The organism is Candidatus Brocadiaceae bacterium (assembly GCA_012728835.1).
Lineage (GTDB): Bacteria > Planctomycetota > Brocadiia > SM23-32 > SM23-32 > JAAYEJ01.
Genome location: JAAYEJ010000043.1, coordinates 113,202 through 131,068, shown reverse-complemented (window position 1 = coordinate 131,068; position 17,867 = coordinate 113,202). Strand labels below are relative to the sequence as shown.

The following is a 17,867-nucleotide window of genomic DNA, read 5'->3' as shown; positions in this document are numbered from 1 at the left end:
GACGAAGGACCTCGACTCGGCAATCGGGGCGACGCATCCGAATGCCGGAAGGTCGTTCGGTCACGGGCCCGGGGGCTCCGTGCTCGCAGCGGCGCCGGAAGCCACACAGGCGAGATCCTTCGTCGCTTCGCTCCTCAGGATGACAGGTCGGCGTGGGCGTGCACGGCACGAGGGCGGTGTGACGGCCGCGAGTCACCCCCGGGGTGTCATCCTGAGGCCCGCTCAGGCGGGCCGAAGGACCTCGACTCGGCAATCGGGGCGACGCGTCCGAATGCTGGAAGGCGCTTCGGTCACGGGCTCGGGGACGCCGTGCTCGCAGCGGCGCCGGAGCCACACAGGCGAGATCCTTCGTCGCTTCGCTCCTCAGGATGACAGGTCGGCGTGGGCGTGCACGGCACGGTGCGGCGTGGGCCCCTACTTGCGCGCGAGGAACCAGAAGTAGGGCATGAAGAGGAACGTGGGCGGCTCCCCATCGGCAGGGGGCTCACCGCCGAGCGAGACGAGGAAACGCCGCTCGTGCTCCCATTCCCCGGGAAGCCGGTCCGCCGGGAAGAGCGACGGATGCACGCCCGCTTCCACCCCGAATCCCTCGCGGCGCAGGATGTCCGGCATCTTCCTGGCGACGTCGGGGTCCGCGCCGAGCGCGTGCAGCGCCTCGCTCATCCGCACGCCCAGGCCCGAGCCGGGGTACTCGATGCGCCCGCCGTAGTCCGGCTCGGCCGCGGCGATCAGTTCGCATCCCGGCTGCAGCACACGCCGCACCTCGCGCACGACCGCCGCCGGATCGGGAGTCCACAGGAAGAGCATCTGGGTGAACACGAGGTCGAAGGCCGCGTCTGCGAACGGCAGCGCCTCGCCCGAGGCGATCACCGTTTGCGCGCCGGCGAACCGCCCGGGATCCAGGGCCATCGGGCCGGCCCGGACGTCCAGCGCCACCACCTGCCCCCCGCAGCGGCGGATCAGTTCGGGCGTGACCGCGCCCGTCCCGCAGCCGAGTTCGAGAACATTCTTCTTGGCGGCGATCCCCACGCGCCGGAGCAGGTTCGAGCGCACCCCGTAGAACCACTCCGCCTGCCGGCGGTACTGCGCATCGAGCGCGTTGAGTTCGCCGTCCGCCATGTGGGCCGTGCCTCCCGCCTGCGCGGGGCTACCGACCTCCCCCCGCGCACGCGCACGCGCACGCACATCCGGCGCACGCACAGCCGCCGCCCCCGCCGCCCGAGCCGCCTTTGGCGGCCGCCCGCGCGATCTCGCCCAGTGTGTCGAGCGTGAAGCGGTCCACCCCGGACAGATCGAGCCCCTTGACCGGCTCGATGATGGCCTGTGCCGCGCGGTTCGCCGCCGGCCGGGTCCAGCGGTCCATGGCGCGTTCCCAGTTCCGCCGGCCGAAGTGGTGGTGCCAGTGAGGCATGTAGTGCCAGCCTCGCGTCCGCTGCTCCTCCATCCGGTCCTCGTAATCGTCGGCCATCCGCAGCCGGTTGAAGTGGCGCCGGGCGAGGGCGTCTTTGCTCTCGGGATTCTGCAGGGCTTCCACCTTCTCCCACGCCCGTTCGGTGACGCGGCGATGGTACTCCCGCGTCGCCTCCGGATCGAACCCGGACATCTTGTACCGGACAAGCCCCACCAGCCGTTGCAGCGGCTCGCTGAAGTCTTTGTCCTGCACGTCCTGAGGCGGGCGGGACAGCACGTCCATGAAGCCGACCTCGTAGGGTTCGAGGGCCACCTTCCGTCTGTCCGGCAGTTCCACGACGTTGGCAACCGCGCGGGTGCCGATCGGCTCCGCCCGGGGCGGATCGTCGCCCGTGACACGGACGACGCCCTTGTCGAGCAGGTCCGTGACGACCATGCCGAGCACCCGGTGCAGGGGCACGTCCATGAGGACGGCCGCCTCGGGCGCGTTCAGCGCACGGCAGACGCGCCCGCTCTCGAGGCGCGCCAGGGCCGGCATGTAGCGCGGCCTGCGCGCGTGCATGCCCCAGTACCACACGGCGCCGAGCAGCGGCACCGCGGGCCACATGCCGAGGTGTATGAGCGGCGACTTCAGGACGATGATGAAAAAGATCACCGCGCCGATGACCAGGAAGGTGATGCCCGTGCCGCGCGTGATGAGCAGGTAGAACGTGCCGAACAGGACGAGGAACGCAATGGCGCTGATCGTCTGCGCCCTTTGGGAATTCACCCACCAGACGAGGAACTCGCGCCCCAGGCTGCTCTCCACCACGCGGTCCATGGCCGCGCGCGGGAACGAGCAGCCGAACATCATCGGGCCGGTGAAGCGGTAGCGTTCGCTCCACGAGACGAACGCCACGCCGTCCGGGTCCAGGATGCCCTTCTGGAAGAACGGCCGCTCGTCCGAGTGCCAGACGACGTCCTCTGCATCCACGCCCGGCGGGAACTTCACCACCAGCAGCAGGTCCGTCTCGCCGCCGACGTACCGCTCGCCGAACCAGGTCGGCGTGAAGCGCAGCGACGCCCGGTCCGCGCTCTTCCGGTCCTCGAACACCATGTCGGTCACGCGCGCCCGGCAGGTGAAGACGCCTCTGCCGCCCGGCGGGATGGCCCACGGCTCCAGGTGCACCTCCGGGCCGATCGCGATCTCCGTGGACGGCTTCCACACGCTCAGCGGCTGGCCCTCCACGGACGCTTCGAGCACGGTATACTGCTTCGTCGGCATGCCGACGTCCACGATGTCGATCGCGTGTGCGCCCCTCTGGTTCTGGAAGGTGAAGGTGTAGTCGATCAGCACGGACGCGTCCGGCTGAACCGTCAGAACCACGCGCACCTCAGGCACCTGGAAGCGGTACTGCTGTGCCTCTGCTGCCGGCGCGAACGCGGCGAGACAGAGCGCCGCGAGCACGGCCCCGATCGTGACCTGCCTCCGGCGCATGCCTCAGCCCTCCGACACCCGGTCCATGCACTGCACCATGTCGTGTTCGCGGCTCAGCGGGCATCCGCTTCCGCACACGGGGAAATCGGGGCAGCCGCGGCAGTCATCCGGCACGTTGCGGCGCTCCCGAATGTCCCGGAACACACTACTCTCCCAGATGGCTTTCCATTCGTCGGTCAGGATGTTGCCCGCCGCCTGATAGTAGCTCTGGCAGGGGAGCACGTCGCCGTTGGGTTCGATGCAGATGTTGTATTCGGCGGCCGTGCAGCGCTTGAAGCCGAGGCCGAGCTGGGCGGGATTCATGCGGCAGTAGGGCGTCGGCGTGTACCAGATGAAGCGCATGCCCAGCGCCCGCGCCTTCTCGACGATCAGCGGGAGGATGCGGACGAGGTCGTCGATTTCCAGCCCGGCGTCGCTCTCCTTTGCGCCGCCCGAGATGATGAGCGAGTTGCAGGCGAACGCCCTCACGCCGAGCCCGTGCAGGAACTCCGCCGTCTGCTCGATCGCCGGCGCGTTCCACTTCGTCAGCGTCGAGTTGGTCACCACGTAGATGTCCTCGGCGATGGCGTTCCGGATGCCGGCGAGTGTCTCGGCGAAACCGGGCGCGCCGACCATGCGGTTGTGGACGTCTTCGAGGTGCGATTCGATGGTGATCTGCACGTGGTCGAGGCCGGCGCCCACCAGTCGGCGCACGTAGTCGCGATCGCAGAGGCGGCGGCCGTTCGTCAGCAGGCCGGTTACCTGTCCAAGGTCCTCCGCCTTCTCCACGAGCTCGATGAGGAACTCGCAGAGCGTCGCTTCACCGCCCGTGAAGCAGACGTGCGGGATGCCGGCGTCCCAGAGGCGCTCCAGGACCGCCCGCCACTGCTCGAGCGAGAGCGACGGCATGTCGCGCTCGCGTTCCACGTAGCAGTGCGGGCACTCGTTCTGGCAGCGGTAGGTCAGGGCGAGGTCGGCGCGGTAGGGCGCGGAGACCTTCATGGAGAACGGCTCGTCGTCCTGCGACGCCAGGTCGAGCCAGGGGCAGGCGTCCTCCGCGGCCTCGGCGGGAAAGAGCACCCGCCGGACCTTCTCGTAGTCCTCGGCGACCTGTTCCGCGGGGGCGTTGCGAAAGGTCCTCTGCAGCTCACGCTGCGCTTCCTCGAGCGATTTTCCTTCGAGGATCGTGCGCGCCAGCGCCATGCCCGTGCGGTTCAGGCGCACGGCCACGCTCGCGTCCACGAGCATCAGCCCGCCGCCGTCCTCCTCGACGCGCAGGTGCACGCGCGTCATCCGGTCCGGCCGTTCGATGTGGAAATGCTCCAGCCCCGGCCGCGGCGAACGCGACGGCAGGCGGGGCAGGAACAGGTCGCGCCAGCGCATGGGTGCAGGTCCTCCGGGTGAGAGTCGAACGCCGGAGCCGTCTCGCGCACAGAGCCTATCCTGCGTCTCTGCCGCGTGTCAAACCGAAGGGGGGGGCGCATTCAGAGCGGCTTGTGGCCCGTCACCCGCCATGCGGGGCCGTTGCGCTCGAAGGTGAAGCGCCAGCGCACGCCGAGGCCGCTGTAGAGGCCGGACGCCTCCGTGAGCCTGCAGACGGCGGTCGCCGCGTCGCCCGTCACGTCCAGCGACACGAACTCCGTGACCTTCATGTCCATGCTCTTGCCGGCCAGGTACTGTGCGACGGCGGCCTCGAACGGCGCCGTGTCCGCCGTCACCCCGTCCTTTCCGCACCCAGCGGCGCAGAGCAGCAGCAACCCCACCAGCCCGAGCAGCGCCCAGCTCTTCATGTTCGGCACCCTCGCAATGAAGCCACGCAACGGCGGCCACTCTACCGTACCGCGCCCCTGCCGGCAATCTACGGCGAAAGACAGAGGGATCTCCATTCGCCCTGTGCCGAAATCGTTCCGTTGCGTGACAAACTCTTGACATTTCCTGTCTATACTGCGGCTTGATGGCGGTGCGGGATGGGTTAACATGTGCGGGGAGGACGGACGATGAAGTACGTCAGGTGGTTGGCGGCAGCGGCGGTTCTGGCGATGCTGGCCTGCGCGACGGCGCAGGCGGAGGAGGCATCGGTCCTGCTGGAGGCGGGCGTCTACGCCGAAGAAGTGGTCGGCGACATCGACAAGGCCATCGAGACGTACCAGAAGATCATCGCGGACGCGCAGGCAAGCCGTCGCTGCGTGGCCGAGGCCCACTACCGTCTCGGCAAGTGCCTGTTAGCCAAGGGGGAGAAGGAGAAGGCGCTTGAGCAGTTCGCCCTGGTCTCCGAACGTTACGCGGACCAGGAGGCGCTGGTGCGCTCGGCTCGGGACGAACTGGCGAAGCTGGAGCCACCGGTACCGGCGTCCGGGCAACTTGTCTTCGGGCCGGTCATCGAACGTTTCGTCAACGATGACAGCGACGGCGTCGACTTCTTCATCGATTTTGACAAGGGCAAAGTCTACTCGCCCCAGGACTTGGGCGTGGGTCGAGCAGCGAGCGAAGACGCGATCTTCGCCGCGATCCGCAAGCTGGGCATAGATGCGGCGGGGGAGACGGCCGGTCCGCAGGGCGGGCTTGCGGGGATCGACGTAGTCGTCGTGCCGTGTCATAGCTCCGAGTGGGACACGATCGAGCCGGCCTTCTTCGAGCAGGAGGAGATGCTCAGCAAGGGAGTGCCGGGCTTCCCCGTGTTCATGAGTGCGAAGGGGACACTTCCCGCCACGTACCTGCTGAAGACCCGCGAGGGGGGCAGAGGCATTCTGCAGATCCTGGAGCTGCGCGATCAGGCGCCGCGAGGTGTCAAGATCCGCTATAAGCTGGTGCAGGACGTTCCGGCCGAAGTGGCGACGCCCGCGTTCCGTTCGATGATCGAGCTGCCGCCCGACTTCGGGCGCGGCAAAAACGTCCTTGTCGACTTCGAGAGCGGGAAGGTTTACTCTCTCGATGAGTTGGATAATAGCGCAGCTCCACTGCGGGCATTCGGCGTGGACGCCGGATGCGACACCGGGGGGGACAAGATGGAGCTGACGGGGTTCGATGCGGCCATTCGGCTTTGCACCCCCGACACGTGGCATGGCCTTTCTGCGGCGGAACTTGCCGCCATGGCGCTGCCCGCTGTCGGTTCCGGGCAGTCGCGCTTCGCCTTTGAACGGGACAGACTGCCTGTCGTCTACGCATTCCAGACAGCGGAGGGAGGCCGTGGTTTGCTGCAGTTCTTGCAGAACAACGGCGGCGGAGCGGGCCGTGTCATGGTGAGGTACAAGATGGTCGGCGCCGCGACGTCCCCCTCCCAGGCGTTCCTTGCCGACCTTGACTCTCTGGGAACCGCCTTGGCCCTGTATGAGATTGACACCGGTTCCTTTCCCACGACGGATCAGGGGCTCGATGCACTCATCGCCCGGCCGGCAGGCGTTGCGGACTGGCATGGGCCGTACATCAGGGCCGTGTCGTCGCCCAACGACCCATGGGGGAAGCCCTACCGCTACGCATTCCCCATCCCCGACGGCCCCGGTCTCTGCAGGCTCACCAGCGACGGCCCGGATGGGATACAGGGCACCGGCGACGACGTCAGTGGGATACAGGGCACCGGCGACGACGTCAGTGGGATACAGGGCACCGGCGACGACGTCATCCGGACTGCGGCAGGCAGCGATGACACGGCTGCGGGCAGCATGGGCACCGCAGCGCAGCTTGCCGACCTGCGCATCCGCCTTGCGGAGGCGGAGGCCGATCTCGTCAAGGGCAGGGCGGAGGTCCATTTCGCTCAAATGGCACTGAAGCGCGCAGAGGCCGCTCACCAGAGTGGCGTCGGCGAGCCGGGCGTGGCTGCGGAAGCGGAACTGCGTTGCGTGCGGGCAGAAGCGGATTATGAAGGCACCATCAAGAAGGTGGAAATCCTGAGGCAGGAGGTCGCGCGCCTGGAAGGGGCACATGGCAAGGAGTGAGTTCAGACGGGTGGGCAGCACGGGCGCTGGGGCAGGTGGCGGGTCGTGGCGCCTGCTCCTCTTGCTGGCGCTGGCGGTCGCCGTGCCGACGGCCTGTGTGCTCTGGTTTATGGGGCAGGCCGTGCGGAACACGCGCCTGGCCGTGCGGCAGAAGCTGATCGACGTGTATGAGCCGCGGCTGCACGCGGCGGCGGATGCGGTCTCGAACCGCTGGAACGACAAGGCCGGCCGCCTTGAACAGACGGCCGCCGAGGCGCCGCCGGCGGAACGGTTTGCCGCGCTTGTGTCTTCCCGCGCGTGCGACGCCGCCGTCATCTATGACGAAGCCGGAGGCGTGGCCTATCCGGCGCCGGCCGCCGTGCTGCCCGCGATCACTCCCCGTCCGCCGGGCGTCTGGGCCGAGGCGCAGTCCCTGGTGACGGCAGGCGACGCCGCGAAGGCCGCGGACCTGCTGGGGGGGCTGTTTTCGGATCCCGGGCAGGCGGAGGTCCGGGATTCCGCCGGCCGTCTCGTCGCGCCTCCGGCCGGGCTGCGTGCGCTGGAACTGATCCCGGATTCGGCCGACGCCCGCCGCCTGGCACTGCGCGAAGCGCTTATCGCACGCCTGAACGACTACGGCCCTCCCGCCATGCCGCCCGCGCAGCGCCGCTTCCTCATGCATCGGCTGCGAGAGACTGAGGGGGAGGCGCTCGCCTTTCCCACGCTCGCGGCCGAGGACCTGGCGGCCGACTACCTGGCCCGCATCCCCACACCGCCTGCGGCGCCGGAGCTGACGGCGTCCGGGCTGCCGGGCGTCTGGCGGCTCGCGTCGGCCGACGGCCGCGTTGTGGGGCTGTTTTGCGAGGAGGGGCTGCTGGACGAGATGCAGCTCCTCGCGCGGGAGACCGGAGCCATGCCCGGCGCGTCGATCGTGCTGCGCCGTCCGGGTGCGCCGGATGGCGGGGAGGCCTTCCTGACCGCATCGCCGGGGGACCGGCTTCCCGGATGGCGGCTGGCGCTGATGCTGGAGGGCGGCGATCCTTTCTCCGAGGCGGCAGGGCGGGAGACGGCCGGCTACCTCTGGGCCGGGCTGCTGAGCATCGGCGCCGTCGTGCTTCTGGCCTTGGTCGGCGGGCGCTCGCTGCTGCGGCAGGCGAAGCTGACGCGGCTGAAGAACGACTTCGTCGCCACCGTGACGCACGAGCTGAAGACGCCGCTGGCGTGCATCCGCATGTTCGCTGAAACACTGCGCGAGGGGCGGTTCGAGAACGAGGCGCAGGCGCGGCGCTACCTGGACCTGCTCGTCAGCGAGAACGAAAGGCTGGCCCGGCTGATCGACAACTTCCTGACCTTCTCACGCATGGAGCGCAACAAGCGGGCGTTCGAAATGGCGGAACTGCATCCCGAGGAGGTCGTTCACGAGGCGGCGAACGTTGTGGCCGAGCGGTTCAGCGCGAGCGGCTGCCGATTCGACGTCAACGTGCCGCCAGCGCTGCCGGCGGTCAGCGGCGACCACGACGCGCTGGTGACCGTCTTGCTCAACCTGCTGGACAACGCCTGTAAGTACACCGGCCGGGACAAGCGCATCGCACTCTCGGCCGAGACGGCTGACGGCGCCGTCTGCTTCCGCGTCTCCGACAACGGCATCGGCATGTCACGGCGTGAAGCACGGCGCGCCTTCGAGCGCTTCTTCCAGGCCGACAGCCATCTGGCGCGCCGCGCCGAAGGCTGCGGCCTGGGCCTGAGCATCGTGAAGTTCATCGTAGACGCGCACGGCGGCACCATAGACGTCGAGAGCACCCCGGGCGAGGGCAGCACCTTCACCGTGCGGGTGCCCATCGCCCGCGAGACGGAGGCCTGAGGCATCAACCATGCCCGACGAGACGATCCTGATTGTGGAAGACGATGCGGCGATGCTCGAGGGGCTGAAGGGCAACTTCGAGTTCGAAGGCTACCGCGTCCTTACCGCCGCCGACGGCGAGACAGGGCTGAGCGCGGCATTGGACGCCCGGCCGGACCTGATCGTGCTCGACATCATGCTGCCCAGGATCAACGGCTATGAGGTCTGCCGCCTCATCCGCCGCGAGGGACTCGAAATGCCCGTCATCATGCTCACGGCGAAGGGGCAGGAGTCGGATGTCGTCCTGGGGCTTGAACTCGGCGCGGACGACTATGTCACGAAGCCGTTCGGCGTGCTGGAACTCATGGCGCGCGTGGCGGCGCTGCTGCGGCGTCGCCGGCGGGAGCGGCCGCAGGTCATCCGGTTCGGTCCGTTCGCCCTTGATCTGCAGGCCCGCCGGCTCAGCCGCGACGGGGAAGAGATCCACGTGACGCCGAAGCAGTTCGACCTGCTCGTGCTGCTGGTCGAACGCGAGGGCCGGGCGCTGACGCGCAACCAGATGCTCAACGCCGTCTGGGGGCACAGCGTCTTCGTGACGCCGCGCAGCGTCGATCAGTGCGTGAACACCCTCCGCCGGCAGATCGAGCCGGACCAGCACCGGCCCATATATATCCAGACCGTGCGGGGCATCGGCTACCGCTTCGACGCGCCGCCGCACGAGAGCTGATGCCGGCATCAGACGACAGAAGGCATCCACAGATTTCACAGATTACGCGGATTAACGGATCCCCAATAGAGAACTGCTGATCATTGTGGGCCGTTGACGAGGCGGCGGTACTGGAGGCTGACCTCGCCGAAGTTGAGGAGCAGGCCTTTCCGGAGGCCGCTCGCCTTGAGGTAGTTGATGACCTGTGCGTTCTCACGCTCAGTCAGCTTACCGAGCGCTTTCAGTTCGACAAGGATGGTCCCCTCACAGATGAAGTCGGCTCGGTAGATGGTGGTGAGCCGTTGATCCCTGTAGTAGATCGGGAGCTCAACCTCCCGCTGAAAAGGAATGCGCTGCCGCCGCAACTCAAGCGCCAACGCTTCCTGATAGACGGGCTCCACGAAACCGCAGCCGAGTTCGGTGTGAACAGCCATTGCCGCCCCGATGATGGCATACGTCTGCGGATCCTGAGTGGCGTCCTCTCCGGCCATCGTGGCCCCCTTCCGGAAGATCAATAGACATACCTCTACGGCACTGCAAAGTAACAAATACATTGAGGACAAGCAAGCGCCAACTCACCGGCCGGGCATCCGCGACCAGAAGGACAGAGCTATCCACAGATTTCACAGATTACGCAGATTACAGAGGAAAAACGGACAAAACAAACAATTTGCTCCGCTGCCCAGCCGTTACGTTCGCCAGGCTCTGTTGTTAATCTGCGTCATCTGCGTAATCTGTGGATGCCTGCCGTTGTTCCTTTGCTTGTTTCACAGCCCGTGCGTGCCTATCATGCCGCTCGCGAGCGGAAGGTAAGCGGCCTGTGGCAGGGGATTCGGCGAATGACTCTGAGAGTGGACGCACCGGAGCGGCAGTTCGTTGTGCGGGAGCCGTGCGACGTCGAGATCGTCTTGCGTTCGGACCGGCGGCTCGTGCCCGGCGACACGGTCGAGGCACAGTTTCCGAACTCCTGGCTGCTTGTGTCCGGGCCGAGTTTCACACGGGAACTCCAGGCCGACGATCCCGATGCAGCGCATTTCGTGCGGGTGCACTCGCCCGGCGGCGCGGCGCGGTTCGACGTCGAGATCCGCCGGCGGAACCTTGCCTACCCGGAAGGCACGTGCCGGCACGGCCGCCACGTCATCGCCACGCTGGCCGAAGGCGCCGTCGAGGCCGGTGCGCCGATCCGAGTGCTGTATGCCAACACTTTCGCTCCTTACACTTCCGGAACCGAGCCGGTCTGGCTGCGCGTGTGCGGCGAGGCGCCCGACTGCGAGCCGCGGCTGGCCGTCGCGCCGGGGCCGGCCGAGACGGTGCGTATCCTGGCGCCCTCCGGAGTCGAGCCTGGACAGGAGTTCGACGTCGTGATCGCGTCGCTGGACCGCTTCCAAAACGCCTCGTCGACGAGCTATCAGGGGCAGACGCTCTCGCTGGACGGCGGAGCGGTGGTCGTGGGCCTCATCGGCGTGCTGCTCTGGTACGGCTCCATCGGGCGTACGACGGCGTCGGGCACGGCTGTCTACCAGTACCTCGTGCCGGGCGTCTCGTGCATCGGGGCCGCGTTGTTCATGGGAGAGCGTCTCGCGCCCATGCAGATCATCGGGATCTCCGTTATGCTCGCAGGCGTCTATCTGGCACGCGTGCCGGACCGAACGGATCGACAAGCGCTGAATGGGGAGGGTGGCTGACCATGGCGAAGTCGAAGCGGCTGTTCACAGTGAAGGACATCTTCGGAAATCGCACTCTGATCTGCCCGACGGCGACCGCGGACGGGCGGCGCGCCGCGTTCCAGGTGACGAAACCGGATCTCGAGAAGAACGAAAACCTCAGCGAGATCCGGGCGTGGTCCGGGGAGCGCGGGGCCTGGCAGGTGACCTTCAGCGGCAAGGCGTGGCAGCCGCAGTTCTCGCCGGACGGCACGCGCCTGGCCTTCCTGTCCGAGCGCGAGGGAGGCAAGGGGCAGGTTTGCGTCATGGAGCGGGAGCTGTCCGAAGGCCGGAAGGTGACCGCCTTCGAGCAGGGCGTCGTGAAGTACGTCTGGAGCCCCGACGGCCGGCACCTCGCCGTCATCGCGCAGCCCGACCGGACGCCGGACGAGAAGAAGAGGGACAAGGAGAAGCGCGACTGGCGCACCGTCGATGCCGACGAGCGCCGCCGGGCGCTCTGGGTCGTCAACGCCGACGGGCGCGGCAAGCCCCGCAGGATCTCGGCCGACGGCGAGCACGTGAGCAGCGCCGCCTGGATGCCGGACGGCCGGGGCCTCGTCTACACAGCCTGCCCCACGGCGACCGTCAACTCGCAGTGGTTCGAGTCCGACCTGAAGGTTGTGGACGCGAAGGGCAAGGGGCGGCGCACGGTCGGGCCGGTGCGAGGCCACCTGATGGAGGCGCCCATGCACGTATCGGCTGACGGCGCGTCCGTGCTTCTCACCGAAGCCTACGATGAACGGGACCTGTTTCACGACACCGCGAAGGTGATCGATCTCGACTCCGGCGAGCGCCGCATGGTTCACCCGGAGGCGGACCTTCGCAGCATCATGCCGCAGTGGCTGCCCGACGGTCGGGTTCTGTTCGAGTCGGGCGTGCGCACCGGACACGGACTCTACGTCTGCGAAGTGGGCGGAACGCCGGAGCGGCTGGATACCGGCGGCCTGGCCGCCCTCGGATCGGCCGTCGCCGGAGACGCCGGCCTTGTGTTCTTCGTCGGTTCAGCGACGCAGGCGCCGGACGAACTCTGTTCCGTGCCCTTCGATGCGTCCCGCGCGTCCGAGTGCCTCACAGACGTCAACCGCGACATGGCGGCCGTGACGCTCGCGCGTTCTGAGGTCGTCACGTGGAAGAGCGACGGCCTGGAGATCGAGGGCATCTTCTACCTGCCGACGAAACCGCGCGCGCGGAAGCCCTATCCGCTGGTCCTGATGCCGCACGGCGGCCCCTACGGCGCCTCGCTGACGAACTACGGGAACGCCGTCGGGCCGAACGTCTTCTGCGCGGCCGGCTATGCGTGCCTGATGCCCAACTTCAGCGGCAGCACCGGATACGGCCGCGCGTTCACCCGCAGGATCGTCCGCAACTGGGGCGATGCGCCCTACAAGGACATCATGGCGGGCGTCGACTCGCTGATCGAACGCGGCCTCGTCGACGGCGACCGGATGGCCGTCTTCGGCGGCAGCTACGGCGGCTACATGACCACGTGGATCATCGGCCACACACGGCGCTTCCGCTGCGCCGTGGCCGTGGCGGCCGTGGTGGACAACCTGGGCATGTGGGGCACGACGGACATCCCGGACTTCCAGCTCTACAGCGGCGGAGGCATCGCGGCGGGCTATGACGACGCGTTCTGGCGCGACCAGTCGCCGCTGCACCACGTCGGCAACGTGACCACCCCCACGCTGGTCATCACCGGGGAGGTCGACCTGCGCGTGCCGCCGGGCCAGTCGCATCAGTACTACCGGGCTCTGAAGGCGCGCGGTGTCGAAACGCGCCTCCTGCTCTACCCGCGCGAGCCCCACGGCGTCCACGAGCCGCGCCATCGTCTGCACTTCCACGAGACGGTGCTGTCCTACATCAATGAACACGTGCGCGGGCGGCGCTGACGGACGAACGGGTCGGCGCCGGCGCGGGTTGCCCCGGCGGGCGATCTGTGTTAGCTTCTGGGGGGGCAGGCGCGGCCCCCTTTCCGTGCGCAGCACGTCTCTTCGCATCAGACCCCGGAGGACCAGACGATGTCGGGATACCCATTTGCCGCTCGGTCGGATGGCCGGCAGTCCGCCGTGAACTCGGTGTGCGACGCGGAGCGCCATCGACAGTGGCGCACGCTGGTCATGATCCCGTCCGAGAGTATCTGCCATCCGCAGTCGGCGGCGCCGCTGGCGGGCGAGTTGGGCAACATCTACGCCGAAGGCCTGCCTCAGCCCCTGCTGAGCCATGACGCGCGGCAGGCCGCCTACGACGTGCCGCGTTTCGCGAGCTGGCGTACCCGCCTGTCCGACAAGCGCTTCTACAAGGGAACGGAGAACGCCGACCGCGTCGAGCTGATCGCCCACGACGGCATTGCGCGCGCGTTCGGCCGGCTGGAGGGCAGTCCGGAGCCGGACGAGATCTACGTGAACGTCCAGGCGCTGTCCGGTGCGGCCGCCAATCTGTCGGTGTATGAGGCGCTGCTGAAGCCCGGCGACCGGATCATGGGCCTCGAACTCGGCCACGGCGGGCATCTGACGCACGGATCGCCGTTCAACCTGTCCGGCCGCACCTACGAGGTGCATTCGTACGGCATCGACGAGGCGACCCGGCGGCTCGATTACGAGCGCATCCGCGCCATGGCGCGCGAGGTGCGGCCGCGGATGATCGTCGGCGGCGCCTCGGCGTATCCCTGGGACTTCGATTGGGCGGCCCTGCGCGACATCGCCGACGAGGTCGGGGCGCTGCTCCTGGCCGACGTGGCCCATCTGGCCGGGCTGGTGGTCGGCGGTGCAGCCGCCAATCCCCTGCCGCACGCCGACGTCGTCACCTTCACGACCCACAAGACCATCTGCGGCCCGCGCGGGGCCGTGATCCTGACCACGGATCCTGCCATTGCACGGCGGATCGACATGGCCGTCTTTCCGGGCCTGCAGGGCGGCCCGCACATGAACACGATCGCGGGCATCGCGCGCCATTTCGAACTCATCCTGGAGGACTACGAGGGGTTCCGGGAGCTGCAGCGGGCGACGGTGGAGAACACGCGGCGGTTTGGTGAACTCCTTTCTGAACAAGGGTTTACGCTCGAATACGGCGGCACGAACACCCACATGCTGCTGGTCGACCTGAAGTCGTTCCCGGTGAAGGGCACGACGCCGCTGGACGGCGAGATCGCCTCCCGCCTTCTGGAACTGGCCGGAGTCGTCTGCAACAAGAACATGCTGGCCGGCGACGCCGACGGCGGGCACGCGAGCGGCCTGCGGTTCGGATTGACCTGGCTGACCCAGCGCGGAGTCACGGAGGGGCAGCTTCGGGAGATCGCCGACATCGTCCGTTCCGTGCTCGGGAGCGTGCACACGTGCACCATCTGGTCGCCGGCGGGCGAACGGCGGTGCCGCGGCCGCGTCCGGGCGGAGGTTCTGGAGTCGGCGGCCGTGCGCACGGAGGCGATCGCCCGGCAGTTGCCGTACCCGCCGCGCCCCGAAGTCGCGGACGAGCCTCCGCCGGCGCACAACGGGCGGGCGGCCCTCCTGCTGCGCGGCGACAAGGTGCGCCTGGCGCTGGGCCAGATGCTGTCGGCACGGTTGCCGGCGGACCGCACGCCCGTGCGCGCGCGCATGTTCAACTGCCGCGGGGAGGAGATCGACGACGTCATCGCATTCGAGGCGCCGTCCGTCGGCCGCGAAGAGCGCTGGTGGCTGTTCCCGCACGCCGGGCAGGCGCACGCCGTCGTGCGCTGGGTGCGCGGCCTGTCCGAGGGCTACCTGCTGTTCGACGAGGGCGACCTGCAGGCGAAGATCGACGGCCCGACGGTCGTCGAGCCCGTGGACGTGCGGTCCCTGCCGGCCGACGTCAAGGCCGTTCTGGAGGACTGCGACGGCGAGCCGGAGGTCGACCTGACCAAGCCCTACTTCATCGGCCAGCCGGTGCTCTACGCCGCCGCGCGGCCGGCCGCGCCGGAGCCGCACGTCCCTGCGATCGAGGAGGGGCCCCTGCGCCGCACGGTGCTCCACTCGGTCCACGTCGAGGCCGGGGCGAAGATGGTGCCCTTCGCCGGCTGGGAGATGCCCGTCCAGTACCCGACGGGCATCTTCGCCGAGCATCGGGCCGTCCGGACGGCCGCCGGGCTGTTCGACGTCTCGCACATGTGCGCGCTGGAGGTCAGCGGCGTGCACGCGCAGGCGTTTCTGGACGGGTTGGTGGCCAGTTGCGTCTCGCGGCTCGACCCCGGAGAGGCCCAGTACTCCTGCATCCTGAGCCCGGACGGCCTCGCCATCGACGACGTCTTCGTCTATCGCCTGGATCGCGAACGCTTTATGATCGTCGCGAACGCGGCCAACGCGGACCGCGTCAAGGACTGGATCCATGCGGTCGCGTCCGGGCGCTGCGCCATCGACGAGGAGATGCCGGCGAGGCGGCTGGACGGCCCGGTGCGGTTCCGCGACCTGCGGGATGCCGGCGAGGACAGCCTGGCCGGGCTGGCCCTGCAGGGGCCGGCCTCGACGGCGACGCTCACCGCCCTGGCCGACGCCCCCGCCGGTCGCCGCCGGATCCGCAACCTGTCCGCGAACCAGCACGCCGTCGTGACGCTGGCCGGGATGCCGGTTCGGGTCGCGCGCACCGGCTACACGGGCGAGATCCAGGGCTTCGAGGTCTACCTCCATCCGGACCGTGCGGTCGAGTTCTGGCAGACCTGCCTGGAGGCGGGCCGCGCGCAGGGCGTCGTCCCGGCGGGGCTGGGCGCGCGCGATTCGACACGCATCGAGGCCGGCTTCCCCCTGTTCGGGCACGAACTGGAGGGCGACCTGGGCCTTTCGATGACCGAGGCCGGCTACGGCTTCGTGCCGCGCTTCCACGTGCCGTTCTTCATCGGCCGGGCGGCCTACATGCGCCGCACCGACGGCCCGCTGCGCGGCATCCTGCGCCTGAGCGGCCAGGGGCGCAAGACGCTCCGGGCCGGGCACGTGATCCTGGACGAGGGCGGCCGGGCGGTCGGGCAGGTCACGAGCTTTGCCTACGTGCACGAGGACCTGACGTTCATCGCGCTGGCGTGCGTGGAGGAGGAGTTCCGGCCGTCGCCGGGCGACACGGTGCGCGGCGCACGCGTGCCTGCAGACGCCTGCACCGGCGCGCCTGAGCCGCGGGCAATCGTCGATTTGACCGCCCTGCGGCGGTTCCCGTCCATCGAGGAGAAGGAGGGCTGGTCGACGCGCTATGCGGAGGCCGCCGCCGTCACTACACCTTAGGGGTTAGGGGTTTGCAGATGACCGCTCTGCCGGATGTCGTGATCGAAGCCTGGGAGAATCGCGAGGGTCCGGCCATCTTCGCCACGGTGGACGAAGACGGCACACCGAACGTGATCTACGTCGGCAGCCTGGGGCGGCACGGCGAGGACACGCTGGTCGTGGCCGACAACTACTTCGACAAGACCCGCAGGAACCTGAAGGCCGGCAGCCGCGGAGCGTTCCTCTTCATGGGCGCCGACGGCAAGGCGTATCAGGTCAAGGGCCGGGTCGAATACCATACCGAGGGCGAGGTGTTCGACGGGATGAAGCGGTGGAACCCCGAAAAGCACCCCGGCCACGCCGCCGCCGCGCTCAAGGTGGAGGCCGTCTACTCGGGCGCCACGAAGCTCGCCTGAGACCGCCGCGGCACGGCCGGGCGGACCTCCGCTCAGCCGTCCGCCAGCGTGGGGCGGTCGTGCAGGCGGGCCGCCATCAGCAGGGCCAGCGCGGCCGCCGTCAGGGCAGTCGGCAGGACGGCCAGGGCCAGGCGCAGCCCGACCCGGTCGGCCAGGAACCCCACCAGCCACGGTATGCTCCCGTAGCCGGCGATGCCGCCCACCGAGAGCATGGCCAGCAGCGTGGCCGATCCGGCGGCGATCCGCCGCGTGGCCATCGACAGGATGCCGGGCCAGAAGCAGGCGACGAGCAGTCCGCTGAGTGCGAACGCGGCGAAGTTGGCTCCCAGGTGGTGGACGGCCACCAGGCTGCCCGTCACCAGGGCGCCGGCCAGCGCGAGCCCGGCCATCAGCCTGTGGAGCCGCACACGATGGGCCGCCAGGCCGGTGGCCAGCCGGCCGACCGCCATCGCGGCGCTGAAGCCCGTCAGGCCCGAGGCGGCCATGAACGCCGACCCGCCGTACTCGTGCTGGACGAAGCTCGGCGTCCAGAGCACCAGGGTGCCCTCGACGCCGGCGGTCAGCATCATCGAGACGGCCAGCAGCCAGAACGTGGGGTTGTGCAGCACGGTGGAGACGTGCAGGGGCGCCGGGCGGGGGCCCGCATCTTCCCGCTTGCCGTATCGGCCGAACAGGAACATGGCCGCCACCATGGCCATCGGGATGCTCGTGAACCCGAACAGCGAGCGCCACGGCACACCCCGGTCGAGCGCGAGGCCCACCGCCAGCGACGATACGACGATGCCGAACGGGTAGAAGGCGTGCAGCAGCGGCATGTGCAGTTCGACGTCGTCCGGGTGCAGCTCCGCCACGAGCGGGCTGACAAGCGCCTCCAGGCCACCCAGCCCGACCCCGAGCGCCAGCGTCGCGGCCAGCATGCCGGCGTAGGTCTGGACGGTGCCCAGGCACAGAAGGACGAAGGAGGCGAAGAAGACGGCGCCACCCAGAAGCCGGCGCTTGCCGACGCGGTCGGCGATGTAGCCGACCGTGAAGGCCGCCAGGGCGAGCATGATCGACCGTGCCGGTGCCAGCGCGCCCCGGCGTGCCAGGCTCAGGCCCAGATCCGAGCCGATCCGCGTGAGCGACGTGGACACGATCGTGGACGTGGCGGCGTACACGATCAGCGACGTCCATGCCGTCAGGGTGAGCCACCGCACACTCGGTGCGCGTCGGTCTCCGGTCATCCTG

13 protein-coding genes are annotated in these 17,867 nt (G+C 68.9%); 7 read left to right on the top strand and 6 right to left on the bottom strand.

The genetic code is table 11. From position 1 onward, the window contains the following. Positions 1 to 414: 414 nt before the first annotated feature. From GXY85_06780 to GXY85_06765, 4 genes are all read right to left on the bottom strand, one after another. Positions 415 to 1,119: a methyltransferase domain-containing protein gene (locus GXY85_06780; GenBank protein ID NLW50535.1), complete on the bottom strand. Its 705-nt coding sequence runs from the start codon at positions 1,117 to 1,119 to the stop codon at positions 415 to 417. A 28-nt stretch (positions 1,120 to 1,147) separates the two neighbouring features. After that, positions 1,148 to 2,887: a hypothetical protein gene (locus GXY85_06775; protein NLW50534.1), complete on the bottom strand. Its 1,740-nt coding sequence runs from the start codon at positions 2,885 to 2,887 to the stop codon at positions 1,148 to 1,150. Between the two features lie 3 nt (positions 2,888 to 2,890). After that, entirely contained in the window at positions 2,891 to 4,249 is a 1,359-nt protein-coding gene (locus GXY85_06770; GenBank protein NLW50533.1) for a radical SAM protein, read from the bottom strand. Between the two features lie 101 nt (positions 4,250 to 4,350). Further along, entirely contained in the window at positions 4,351 to 4,656 is a 306-nt protein-coding gene (locus GXY85_06765) for a hypothetical protein (protein NLW50532.1), read from the bottom strand. Between the two features lie 207 nt (positions 4,657 to 4,863). Between GXY85_06765 and GXY85_06760 the strand changes: the two genes are divergently transcribed. The 3 genes from GXY85_06760 to GXY85_06750 are packed head-to-tail and all read left to right on the top strand — an operon-like array spanning position 4,864 to position 9,344. Beyond that, positions 4,864 to 6,798: a tetratricopeptide repeat protein gene (locus tag GXY85_06760; protein ID NLW50531.1), complete on the top strand. Its 1,935-nt coding sequence runs from the start codon at positions 4,864 to 4,866 to the stop codon at positions 6,796 to 6,798. After that, positions 6,785 to 8,638, top strand: coding sequence for a HAMP domain-containing histidine kinase (locus GXY85_06755; protein ID NLW50530.1), 1,854 nt, complete (start codon positions 6,785 to 6,787; stop codon positions 8,636 to 8,638). Before GXY85_06760 ends, GXY85_06755 begins: the two co-directional genes overlap by 14 nt. Positions 8,639 to 8,648: 10 nt before the next feature. Continuing rightward, on the top strand, positions 8,649 to 9,344 hold the full coding sequence (locus tag GXY85_06750) for a response regulator transcription factor (protein ID NLW50529.1): 696 nt from the start codon (positions 8,649 to 8,651) through the stop codon (positions 9,342 to 9,344). Positions 9,345 to 9,424: 80 nt separating this feature from the next. On the opposite strand, the gene GXY85_06745 is transcribed toward GXY85_06750, so the two are convergent. Next, complete coding sequence (locus GXY85_06745) at positions 9,425 to 9,814, bottom strand: GxxExxY protein (GenBank protein NLW50528.1); 390 nt, start codon at positions 9,812 to 9,814, stop codon at positions 9,425 to 9,427. Between the two features lie 348 nt (positions 9,815 to 10,162). Here GXY85_06745 and GXY85_06740 point away from each other — a divergent pair, with 348 nt between their 5' ends. The 4 genes from GXY85_06740 (at position 10,163) to GXY85_06725 (ending at position 16,640) form a co-directional block, all read left to right on the top strand. Beyond that, on the top strand, positions 10,163 to 11,008 hold the full coding sequence (locus GXY85_06740; protein NLW50527.1) for a DMT family transporter: 846 nt from the start codon (positions 10,163 to 10,165) through the stop codon (positions 11,006 to 11,008). A 2-nt stretch (positions 11,009 to 11,010) separates the two neighbouring features. Beyond that, a complete protein-coding gene (locus tag GXY85_06735) occupies positions 11,011 to 12,915 on the top strand; it encodes a S9 family peptidase (protein ID NLW50526.1) in 1,905 nt (634 codons plus the stop codon). A 129-nt stretch (positions 12,916 to 13,044) separates the two neighbouring features. After that, a complete protein-coding gene (gcvT, locus tag GXY85_06730; protein ID NLW50525.1) occupies positions 13,045 to 16,245 on the top strand; it encodes a glycine cleavage system aminomethyltransferase GcvT in 3,201 nt (1,066 codons plus the stop codon). Between the two features lie 17 nt (positions 16,246 to 16,262). Beyond that, positions 16,263 to 16,640 carry a pyridoxamine 5'-phosphate oxidase family protein gene (locus tag GXY85_06725; protein ID NLW50524.1) on the top strand — a complete coding sequence of 126 codons (378 nt, stop codon included), beginning with the start codon at positions 16,263 to 16,265 and terminating at the stop codon, positions 16,638 to 16,640. 32 nt (positions 16,641 to 16,672) lie between these two features. On the opposite strand, the gene GXY85_06720 is transcribed toward GXY85_06725, so the two are convergent. Further along, positions 16,673 to 17,863, bottom strand: a complete 1,191-nt coding sequence (locus GXY85_06720) for an MFS transporter (GenBank protein ID NLW50523.1) — start codon at positions 17,861 to 17,863, stop codon at positions 16,673 to 16,675. Positions 17,864 to 17,867 lie beyond the last annotated feature (4 nt).